The following is an 11,251-nucleotide window of genomic DNA, read 5'->3' on the forward strand; positions in this document are numbered from 1 at the left end:
TTATCTGTACATCGCATTTGATCTCACTCTCATCCCACCCCTAAAGGGGGTGCTATCGCACCGTAGTGGGCTTTCCCGTTCGGAAAATCTGTAATGATCTTAAATGATCGGGTTTTTTCCAATTTTTCATGTGTAGTTAGAAGTATAGATATGTTATCTTGTATCGTTTTTTTATAGTTCTATTTGGTGAGCGAATACCTTGATATACTATATATACTTAAAAGTGACAATATCACACCTACGGCGAAAGTCATAGAATTTTCCTCTTTTTCTTTGTCAAAAGTGAAGAAGGTTACTACACAAAAAATAATTGTGATAATGGGGATAATTATGAATGAGTAACCGTATATATGCAAATCCCCCCATAAATAAATCACTGAAATATTAACTGCATTACCAGTTTGTCAATAAAGTTGCGTATTTGAATTCATTTTTTTGAGTGATTTTTATTTTTTCGAAAACCGAGTAAATCTATTGAATCATCTGGCGTAAATAATTCTTTCGAATAATTAAGTAATAAATGAACTGTACAAATATAAAACTTGTGAATATCAGAATGGAGTTTCCTGTAACAGGTAAATCTACCTCTGCCTTTCGCTGTACTAAATATCGTAATGCCATAAAGGCTACACTACTATGAATAATTGCAACGATAATAGGAATAAAACATAATATGCTAAGTTGCTGTGTCACAATTCTTTTTAATTCTTTTTGAGTTAATCCTAATTTAGAAAGCATTTCATATTGTTTTTTGTCCCGATCTAAATCAGTAAATAGACGGAAATATAAAAAGCCCATTGCAAACACAAAGAATACAATCCCCACTAGCACACTAATAGTAGATAATATTGCATTGAATTGTTTACTTTGTATCCAATCTATATATAATGAATGGAAATTGTAAAGTACTTTTCCTTTTCGAGGATCAGAATCAATTATTTTCGTAATCTTTTTGGCAATTTCGTCTGTATCAGTCCAATTTTGAATTAAAAAACCGTAATTCGTATATCCATCTGCTGTATTTTCTTGTAATTGTGATGCACTTTTTAATTTTTCGTAAACTGAATCAGCAACAACAACGTAAACCCCATATGTCGGTCTCATTCCACTATTTAACAATAGCTTCGAGTTAGAAAGATGAATATGCGTATCTCCTTCTTTTAGTATAGAGGCTTCTTTCTTTAATTCATTCTCAGATTGTTGTTTCATTCTATTTTTAGATGGGAGAATCAAACTATCCTGTTCATTCTTTAAAGTTTCTGTGGGATACCCCAGTATTTTCGCTGTTGCATTAAAATCAGTAAGCCTCATAACCTCAAACATATTATTTGTTGCAACAATGGTATAAGACGCTAATTTATATGAAAATCCAGCAGCATTTAATTGCTTTTCTATCTCAGAAACATGAGGTTTTTCTGAAGCATTTCCTTTATATGATGTATAAGTAAATGCATAAGGACTTTGAGCTAATGCTAATTCTCTACTACCTATAGCAAGACAAACACCAATAGATGTAAAAGTGACTGTTGATAGAATCGCGAATATAAATAGTGTTTTTGCATTATCTGTTATTCGATATGATAATTCTGATATGGTTAACAGATTCGTCTTCTTAAAAAATATGTGCTCACGCCTTTGTAATGTTTTGATCAGATAAAAACTAAGCTGTGTAAATAAAAAGTAGGTTCCTAATACACTAAAAAATATACAAGCTAACAGAGCATAAATATAATGATTTCCTGTTTTCAACGCGGTATCTAGATAAAATGCTGCAGCATAACCAATACTAATAAACAAAATCGCGAATATAGCTAACCATTTAGATACTTTTGGTTCTGGCTTCGGTTTTTCTTCTGATTTCATCAATTCAATTACCTGCGTTAGTTTAATTATTCTTGTAGTAAAGAACGAAACCAATAAAAATAACAACAAGAATGAGATACTTGTCACAAGAATTGCCTTTGTTGGAAAATAGAATGGCAATCCTCCTTTTAAAACAAATATAGATGCACTTACTAATAAGATTAACTTCCCAAAAACAAGCCCAATTCCAATTCCTACAATAATTGAACTACTCCCAATTAACATGTTTTCAATGAAAATTAACTGTCTTAATTGGAAATTCGTCATACCATGAAGTGTTAAGATACCAAATTCCCGTTTTCTCGTCTTCAAGAATGTACCAACAGAATATAAAATAAAGAAAAAAGAAAAAACTATAATTAAATATTGAGCAAATTTAAATCCTTGTGTACCCAAAGCACTCATAGATTCACTTGTTGCTCTAAGCTTTCCACTAAATTGGGGATGAAATGCAAGTAACTCAAAAGTGAAAAAAATCATTACAGTAAAAATACTGCTCAGAAAATATCCTAGATACAATCGCTTATTACGAATGACATTATTCCATGCTAATTGACGAAAACTCATTCTCGGTTCCTCCTAATAGAGACAATTCGTCCATAATTTTTTTATAAAAAATTAAGCGATTATCTTCACATTTAATCTTGTTATAAAGCATTCCATCTTTAATAAATACTACTCGGTCACAGTAGCTTGCAGCCATTGGATCATGTGTTACTAACATCATGGTTGCTTGTTGCTCCTTATTTAATTTTGCCAATAGTTCCATTACATCAGTAGCAGCTTTTGAATCCAAATTTCCTGTTGGTTCATCTGCAAGAATTAATTGCGGAGAATGGATTAATGCGCGAGCAATTGCTGTTCGTTGTGCTTGTCCCCCCGAAATTTCATATATACGTTTATTTAAAATCTCTTCAATACCTAGTGTCCTTGATATATTTTCTACACGTTTATTCATTTCTTTTAGATTTACATTATCTAATGTAAGTGGAAGAACAATATTTTCTTTCACTGTTAATGTATTCAGAAGGTTAAACGATTGAAAAATAAATCCCAATTCACGACGTCGAAATAATGCTAATTCATCAGTAGGCAACCGATGAGGTTTTTTTTCATTAATTAATACTTCTCCTGAAGTCGGAGCATCAATAGTGGAAATTATATTGAGTAGAGTTGTTTTTCCACTTCCTGATGGCCCCATAATCCCTACAAACTCGCCCTTATTTATTGTTAAATTAATATTTGTAAGTGCTTCATATGATACCTTCCCAGTATAAGTTTTATTTAATTCACAAACCTTTAATGTTTCCATCTAGTAAGTCTCCTTTAGTTTTGACCTTTACAAAATAAGTGTAATAGACATATTTTCTTTTTCATATTGAATAACCTTTCATTTATCTGACAAGCTTGTAATGTTTCTGAAAATAAGGAATATAAAGAATGACAGTTATCTCCTATGCGATTATATAGTGGGGTACCGCCAGCATTTTGGAAAAAAATCACGCCAAGAGCATGCAAGATTTTATGCCAAAAATCGGGAGATATAGGGAACTGTGGGGAGGAAAAAAGGCGCGTCAAAATAGGAATGTATAAAACCATGCATAGATTGATCAAAAGAAAAAAAGCGAATCCCTTATGGGAGTAGGGGGATGCCTTTTTCTTTGCTACCGATAATAGTACGTTATGTTAACCTCATATGAATCTTTATTCATTATATTTTTTGTGTATATTTAAATCCATTTTCCCAATAAAAAAGAGCCCTATAATATAGAGCTCTTTAATCTAACTTTTTTTACATACTCATATGTTAAATGTTCTTCTTATTTTTTAGTAACATATTTAATTCTTTAGCATCTTTTTTTGTGTTTAAAAATGATATTATCCAAGAAAGTATGTACAGTAAAAATATACTTCCGAGAAAATCAGCAGTTGGGAATCTTTCTATCCAATGGTTATATACAAATATAAAATAGACAACTAAAGTCATCATGAAAAAATGAATTACTAAAGCGAACAAATAGCTAATTCTTTCAATATCAAAAATGAATGTGAAAATGCCTGCACAAGCTGAGATTATAAGAACGCTTATAATCTCAGCTTGTGTAATAGATATATTATCGTTTCTCGATAGTAAAACTATCATATATATAAACGAACCGGTTCCTAAACCTGAATACAATCGATTTTTTAATTTCAATCCAGTCTTTCCTTTCCTATTTTTTATGATTTTAAAATAAGATTATTTAATTTTGATTGTATATAAAATGTGTAAAAGATTCCTCCAAAAAATAAACCTACAGATAGTCCACTTATAGCAGAATAAATTATATTAAACAAAACATTATCATAAAATGATGAAGAAATTCCTAAAGTTACATTTAAAAGATATTTTACAAAGAAATTAATCAAGATAATTATTAATGGAAGGTAACATTTCTTTCTGAAAATAACTGTCTCTTTTTCGAAAAAAGTTTGATACTTTTGATACAACAAATATCCAATTAAAATACCTAGAAAAATAAAAATAGTATAGCTTATTAAACAATATCCTAAGTAAGAAAATTTAGTGATAATTATATCCAAACCCCATATCATAAAAATCATAGGAACAAGAAACATTTTAGACAAATTAATTGGTCTTTCTTGAGAAATAGCAATACCTCTTTTTATTAAAAAGAATAATAATATCCATACCCATAATGGTGTTCTTATAAAAACTTCTTTAATCATTGTATACATTGTATTTCCTCCTTTGTTTTTATTAATATTTACATCAAAGGAGATAAAAAGAAATACTTTTAAACATAAGTGGTCAAAATCAGTACATAAGTGGAGAATTAGAATATTTTTTTAACACATTCTTTAAAGAAGAAACATATTTTCTTGACACAATTACTTTTTCTCCGTTTGAAAGTAGTGCTTCTAAATTTCCGTTTGGTTTAACAGAGAATTTGTTTAAAAAATGAATATTGATAATTATAGTTTTTGAAATTCTAATGAAGTTATCTGCAAGATCATGTTGTAATTTATATAAAGGAATTTTTATCTCAAAAATATTTTCTTTTGTATAAACAAATATTTTTCTTTCAAGATATTCCAAATAAATAATAGTCGAACAAGGAATTTTTTCTTGTTCACTTTTGTGAGTAGAATTTACTATTAAATAGTTATCAGAACTATTCTCTAGTGTTGATACCATATCCAGAAAAAAAGATGTTACTTTATGAATGTAAAAAGTACAAGATTCTTCTTTGAATTTTTCAATAATTTTAATGTTTACTTTCATTTGGTACCCTATTTCCCTTTCTTTAAAATAGATTCTAATATTAGTTTGAAACAAAGTTTAATCAAAGTCAAAATAGTATTTTATATGAATATTATTAAAGAATCTATCAACATATTTCATCGTATCTTTTTTATAAACATTGTAACTAACAAAAAACAAAAGACGCAAACACACCCATTTAACTTCCGCTAACGATAATGATGTAAATAAGCTGTCCATATGGACAGCTTATTATATTTTTTGCTTAGCGTGGTTTTTTTCCGAAATGCCGGTGGGTACCCTATTAGTCCACCTCGTTTAGTTCAAATCAATATAAACAAGTTTATTTTCACCATCAAATTTTTGAACTAGTTTAAGTTGTAAGCTTTTGTTTTTGGCATATTCATTCGGTATCGCTAACTGTATGTCGCCTTTTTCTTTTAAATTCCTTCCTACTCTGTAATCTGTCGTAATAATTTGTTGTTGATAATCTAAAAATTCATTTTTTATAGCTAATTCTTCATCACCTATTACAAGTCCTGAGCCTTTATTGAACATATATGCTTCCAAAGGGTGGCTTCTAGCTTTCCTGTCTGTTTCATGTGTCATATTAATGATTAGTAATTTATAATCATCTTTGAGTTTGATATTTTTTCTTTTTTCATTACTTTTATACCGATCCCAAAAATTAAGTTCTGACGTTTGATCAAAATCTTTTATTTCGATACTTGTCATGTTGCGAGTGAATATGAATTTTTGACCTTCAATATTCATGTTGCTATCTTTGAAAATAGTAACTGGCAAATTTACAGATTCATTCTTTTTAACACTTTTTTTAGTTGGTGTTTGCTGTTGCTCTTTTGATACAGGTTCGTTTTGACTACTACAAGCTGACATTGAAAAAGCTAATCCAGATGCTAACAAAATTTTTACTGTTTGTCTTTTTAAATCCTTCCTACTCTTCTCTCTCCCTCTTTAAATAACAAAAGGGATATGCTACAGCCTTTTAAAAGCTAGAAGGCATACCGCTTTGATATTCACCCTAAAATCCCTTTTTATGTATATAATTTTACAATAAATTACAAGTGTATTCAAATAATTATAAAAAGTAATATTAATTAGATAATTGGAAGTTGCAACAAGTCTTTATTACTTTGAAAAACCCCACATTAAGAAATTTATTATAAAATTAGCGATAAATGATTCAAAATCCAAAAGTTTACTTTCATTTCCCCTTAAACATGGACTTTACTATATTTTTATTGATATCATAAAATATATATATGTATATATAAAAGTATACATTCAAATCACTGTAAATAGTGTGATTGAAAAGTAGATGAATAAAAAGCAACATTTAATTGATGTACAGCCCATTCGAAGCAAAGAACAGCTCGACGATATGAAATGGTCTCTTAAACGTCATTGTTCAGATCGTGATTACATTTTATTTCTAATTGGTATTAATACGGGGTTACGCGTAAGTGATTTACTTAAAATGGAAACGAATGGAATTTTAAAACTGAAGCGAAAAAAACGGAAAGAATTTAAAGTGACAGAAGGAAAGACAAAAAAGGAACGTATCATAAATATTACATCCATTTTTGAGGAAGTATTGCCCTACGCTGAAGATCTAAAAAGTACCTGGCTATTTCCTTCTAGAAAAGGGGATAAACCCATTAGTAAAATTCAAGCCTATCGACAATTACAAAAAGCCGGAGATTTTGCCGGAGTCGAATCTTTAGGTACACATACCATGCGTAAAACATTCGGATATTGGTTTTACAAGCAAACAAAAGATATTGCTATGTTACAAGAAATACTGAATCATAGTACGCCACAAATCCCATTAGCTTTAGATGAGAACGAGATTGCTGGTCGTCATGATTGTATCATGGAGAAGTCAGAACGATTAAAACAACGTATTTCAGATAAGAAGACATTACTTGGTGAAGCTCAGTTTATTATGAGTAAAAAGAAGGGATTAGAACAACAAATTATTTATTTACGAGATATTATAGGATTTAATTTAAAACAGGTTGCTAGTGAGTTAGGTTATAGCTATGACCATATTAGAAGAGTGAGCAGCAGAATGAAAGAAGCCACAATCATGCCACAACGAAGACACACTGTTCTTGATAATTAGGTGATACACTATTATTACTGAGAGGTAGCGGAAACTACTTTCTACTGTTCCAGATACTCAGAATGACCACAAAACGTTCTGTAGTGTCCCTCGATTTCTTTTCTTTGTTAAAACATGGATTGTTATACCAATGGCGATGTTGGTCTGTTCGATTGAATGGACCACATCTCCTAGCGAGAAGAAACAACTGAATTATATAGTAATTACTCACAACATTTACTAATGTAAGTCAAGGTTCTTCTTTTAAACGATTAAACGAGCAGAGAGCTTCCGTTCTTTGTTTGAGCCAATACAGCTGAATCTTCCCCTCAGTCCTATGTGTTGGTTCAAACAAGGCGTCGGAAGAAACATATACGTCTTGGATATAAAGATTAATTCCCTTTATATGATGATCGTCGAAACTTTTTATTGAATGCAATAGAACAGAAGAAAGCTGATATTACTATAAATGCTGGAATTAACAAGCTAATTTTCGATGAAGTAGATAAAAGTATTACATTAGGCGGAAAGTAAAGAGTAAGGCAACCATAACAGGTGCTTTTTTCTTTGTTATATAGAAATTACACATTAAACCAGTGAACATTCTAATAAGACAAGCATATGATGAATCGTGGGACGAGTTATCATATGAGGTGAAACTTGGAGCGCCATACTTATTTGTTGAAGGGTACCTAATGACGGGTACTCTTTTTATTTTGAACAAAATGGATATTTGATTAGAAGGATGAATGATGGAATTAACATTAGAAGGATTAGAAAAATGTTTTAATGAAGCAGCAATTGAAGGTGCAGAGTATGTAGCAGTAAAAATTGAAATTGACGGATTCCCAAGTGATGTAGTAATTATTAATGACAACGATAATATCAATTCTAAATTAGCTTATTATAAGAAAACTTATAACGAGGGATTAGAACATAGATATGCTGCAGGTATTCGGATTGTAGGATTCGCACATGGATATTCATTTTTAAATATTGAGCATAAGTTAGGATTACTTGAGAAAAACAATGATTAAACCAATAGCAATTATCGTAGGCGCTGCCGTGACCTGGGTGGCGTCTTGTTTGTTGTTAAGGAAAGATAAGGGAGTGAAATAGATTTGAAACTTGAAGATTAGATAATAATATTATTACTTTAAAATACAGAAAGTAGACTAGTAAACAAGCTGTTTTTGTTTTTTAGCATAGAATATGATGAATCCTAGAGTTAAGAGGAGGTAATTATATTTATGGGATGTAATGATAATTTCAGACGTGACCGTGACTGTGATAGATTTTGGGATGATTTAGTGTTCTGCAGACGCAGGCACAGAGATTTTGATGACCGTCGTTGTAGACGTGACCGTGACTGCGATTGTGATGAGTGTCGTCGTAGACGTAATCATGACCGTGATCATGATGATCGTCGAGATTGGTAAAGTCTTTTGAAAGAGTGCATTTCTTCATAGCACTCTTTTTTGTTTATTTTCTAAATTAGTACGTATGAACACTAAGAAAGTAGGTTCAATTTAATCTACTTTCTATCAAAACAAACGAACACAACGAATGAATATAACGTCCTGTTTACATGTACGGAAAATAAATGGTATTACGTAGTTGGAGTTAATTTCCAAACATGTTAACGGACAAAGGAGAAAATATTATGATAATTGGTTATGCTCGCTCGTGTTTCTACACAAGAACAAAACTTAGCTAGGCAATTGAAACAGCTAAATGATTATGGATGTGATCATGTGTATGAAGAGAAGACAAGTTGACCGACCACAAACAGAGAAGAACTTCAATTGATGATAGACGATTTAAAAGAAGGTGACACTATTGTCGTTACTGATCTAACTCGTATTAGCCGTAGTACAAAGGATTTATTTGAACTTATTGAGATTATTAAGAGTAAAGGGGCTTCAATTAAATCAATAAAAGACACGTGGCTTGATATAACAAGTGATAACCCATACAGTAATGGCTGGTGTTAACCAGTTGGAAAGGGATTTACTTAAGATGCGCCAAAGAGAAGGTATAGACCTTGCTAAACAACGTGGAGTGTATAAGGGAAGACCTAAAAAATACGGTGATAAAAACCCTAAAATGGAGCACGCTTTAGAGCTGCTTGCTAATCGTGAAGTGAATAGTTACACAGTTAAGAAGATATTTGAAGTTACTGGTGTAAGTCGTACGGTTCTTTATGAGAGAGCAAAAGAGAAAGGGATTATGTAGATTTTAAAGTAGCTAATCCGCTGCTTTTTTTATTTCATAAAGAAAAAAGCCCTATCCGGGGCTATATGATTTTCTTCATACCACAATGACGGCATTCTCTTAAGAAAATGAAATTTTTAATGGAACTTTTGAATACGGAATTGCCACAATTATCACATCGACCGCTGATTTTATCAGGATGCTCTTCGTATGTGTATATTTTGCTTAAATCGTATTTTTGTTCATGTTCTTTATTTTCCATTAGTTTCACCTACATATCATTCTGAAATATTGGCTGCTTTTTTATTTCACAAAAAGAACCTGCAAACATGCAGATTCTCCTGATAATGATTTATATAAGTAAGACCCGAAAATATAATACAATAATTTAAAAATGAGTTCAAGTAAATTAAAAGAACCCGCTGCAGTTCGGGTCCTTTCAGAAGTGATGATGTTTTCTCAGCTTAGGAAAGAGAGAAAATACAAAAATATAATACAACGATATTTAGAGAATTTCAATACGTGAACTACTCGCCACTTAGCAAAGCTTGAAGTGGGAGCTTCTCAGTTCCACGACGAAAGTAACCTTTCATCTCTCTGAGCGTTACTTCGGGGTGTTCCACCCCTAGATGTCCAACGCTTGGACGCTCTTTTGGTACGGTTGATATTTTACGCAGGAACCGAATGGCTTGGTTTTCGCACTCTATTTTCTTCCTGCAACCTCATATATCAAGTTATCAAAGAACTTCATATAGCTAGTTTAACAAAAGTTTTTGGCTATGCCAAACCGAAATTCATCTTCCACCTACCGTTGGGCTAGCGCCCTTCACACGCTTGAGGAAGGAGAATTCTTTCGGGTAATTCGTTAAAAATAAGCTATTTTATCTGTAAAATTATAAGGGAGTATGATGTTTTATTATTGGTGAAAGAATACAAATCTTTCGTAAGTGAACCTAGTATTATTAATTTCTAGGCTCATATCTTTTTATGAAAATATAGAAGTAAATTTCATTTAATCATATTTATTTTATAGGGATTATATGGTATACTTAAAGTAGGTGCAAAAATGCACTATTTGAAAAAGAGTGCAAGGCAAAAAGGAATCCGTAAAGGATTCCTTTTTTGTTTTTTAGAAAATGAAGCAACTTTCTAATAATCCCTTTCTTTTTTATGTATGAACCATATGAATTAACGATTCAAGGTGAAAAACAAAACAAGGAATATCAATATCCAGGATTAGTAAAAGTAGGGGATTTAGAGAAACCTGTAATGTGGAATAAACAGGGATTAAAGAAATTTTTGAAGCCAATCCAACAATGGTCTAAGAAAAATCATGTACCATCTAATCGAATTATTGCAGAGGAGTTTGGAATTAACCGTACTGTTCCAGGAGCTACCCAATACATGCAAAATCTTATTTCTATCTTCTATCAAAAAGGTTGGCATAAATCATTCTATGCATTCCGTGAAAACACTTGGACAGGAATGAATTATGAATTGGGAACAGGAAAAATAAAATGGGACGAAGAGGGTAAACCGATACGTCAAGATAATTCACTCTGGGATGTAATAAAAAAAGATTTACAGGGTCATAAATAGTTTAGAATGTTAGGCTTAAGAACTAAATGTAAACATCTAATTCAAATAGAATTAGATGTTTTTTATATCAAAAAAAGCGGAGTTGTATTCTGAAGTGACCCCAAAAAGTTAGACATATTATTTTATTAGGCAGCCCCTTTGGTATGTGTTCGGTATTGCACCGGACTCATACCTTTTAATTTTGC

9 protein-coding genes and 3 pseudogenes are annotated in these 11,251 nt (G+C 31.3%); 5 read left to right on the forward strand and 7 right to left on the reverse strand.

Annotation, left to right across the window (positions count from 1 at the left end):
• Positions 1-471: 471 nt before the first annotated feature.
• The 6 genes from ACQKNR_RS28490 to ACQKNR_RS28515 all read right to left on the reverse strand — a co-directional run bounded on the left by ACQKNR_RS28490 (position 472) and on the right by ACQKNR_RS28515 (position 6,025).
• Positions 472-2,430 (reverse strand): FtsX-like permease family protein, encoded by a 1,959-nt coding sequence (locus ACQKNR_RS28490; RefSeq protein ID WP_427322579.1) that lies wholly within the window; start codon positions 2,428-2,430, stop codon positions 472-474.
• Entirely contained in the window at positions 2,402-3,175 is a 774-nt protein-coding gene (locus ACQKNR_RS28495; protein ID WP_427322581.1) for an ABC transporter ATP-binding protein, read from the reverse strand. Before ACQKNR_RS28495 ends, ACQKNR_RS28490 begins: the two co-directional genes overlap by 29 nt.
• 495 nt (positions 3,176-3,670) lie before the next feature.
• A complete protein-coding gene (locus ACQKNR_RS28500; protein WP_427322583.1) occupies positions 3,671-4,060 on the reverse strand; it encodes a DUF3021 domain-containing protein in 390 nt (129 codons plus the stop codon).
• 23 nt (positions 4,061-4,083) lie between these two features.
• Positions 4,084-4,602, reverse strand: coding sequence for a hypothetical protein (locus ACQKNR_RS28505; RefSeq protein WP_427322585.1), 519 nt, complete (start codon positions 4,600-4,602; stop codon positions 4,084-4,086).
• A 79-nt stretch (positions 4,603-4,681) separates the two neighbouring features.
• Positions 4,682-5,149 carry a LytTR family DNA-binding domain-containing protein gene (locus ACQKNR_RS28510; protein WP_427322586.1) on the reverse strand — a complete coding sequence of 156 codons (468 nt, stop codon included), beginning with the start codon at positions 5,147-5,149 and terminating at the stop codon, positions 4,682-4,684.
• Positions 5,150-5,446: 297 nt separating this feature from the next.
• Positions 5,447-6,025 carry a hypothetical protein gene (locus ACQKNR_RS28515; protein ID WP_427322594.1) on the reverse strand — a complete coding sequence of 193 codons (579 nt, stop codon included), beginning with the start codon at positions 6,023-6,025 and terminating at the stop codon, positions 5,447-5,449.
• A 442-nt stretch (positions 6,026-6,467) separates the two neighbouring features.
• Between ACQKNR_RS28515 and ACQKNR_RS28520 the strand changes: the two are divergent.
• The 4 genes and pseudogenes from ACQKNR_RS28520 to ACQKNR_RS28535 all read left to right on the forward strand — a co-directional run.
• A pseudogene (locus tag ACQKNR_RS28520) lies at positions 6,468-6,980 on the forward strand (tyrosine-type recombinase/integrase); the annotation flags it as partial.
• Between the two features lie 1,025 nt (positions 6,981-8,005).
• Positions 8,006-8,290 (forward strand): hypothetical protein, encoded by a 285-nt coding sequence (locus ACQKNR_RS28525; protein ID WP_427322588.1) that lies wholly within the window; start codon positions 8,006-8,008, stop codon positions 8,288-8,290.
• 213 nt (positions 8,291-8,503) lie between these two features.
• The gene (locus ACQKNR_RS28530; RefSeq protein ID WP_427322590.1) at positions 8,504-8,692 is read left to right on the forward strand and encodes a hypothetical protein; all 189 of its coding nucleotides are present in this window, start codon (positions 8,504-8,506) and stop codon (positions 8,690-8,692) included.
• Between the two features lie 237 nt (positions 8,693-8,929).
• Positions 8,930-9,488: pseudogene (locus ACQKNR_RS28535) on the forward strand (recombinase family protein).
• Positions 9,489-9,549: 61 nt separating this feature from the next.
• Here the strand turns inward: ACQKNR_RS28535 and ACQKNR_RS28540 are convergent.
• Positions 9,550-9,729 (reverse strand): hypothetical protein, encoded by a 180-nt coding sequence (locus ACQKNR_RS28540; RefSeq protein ID WP_427322592.1) that lies wholly within the window; start codon positions 9,727-9,729, stop codon positions 9,550-9,552.
• Between the two features lie 902 nt (positions 9,730-10,631).
• Here ACQKNR_RS28540 and ACQKNR_RS28545 point away from each other — a divergent pair.
• Positions 10,632-11,066, forward strand: a pseudogene (locus ACQKNR_RS28545) (glycoside hydrolase family 5 protein); the annotation flags it as partial.
• Between the last annotated feature and the right edge of the window lie 185 nt (positions 11,067-11,251).

Source organism: Bacillus sp. NPDC094077 (assembly GCF_050279465.1).
Taxonomy (GTDB): domain Bacteria; phylum Bacillota; class Bacilli; order Bacillales; family Bacillaceae_G; genus Bacillus_A.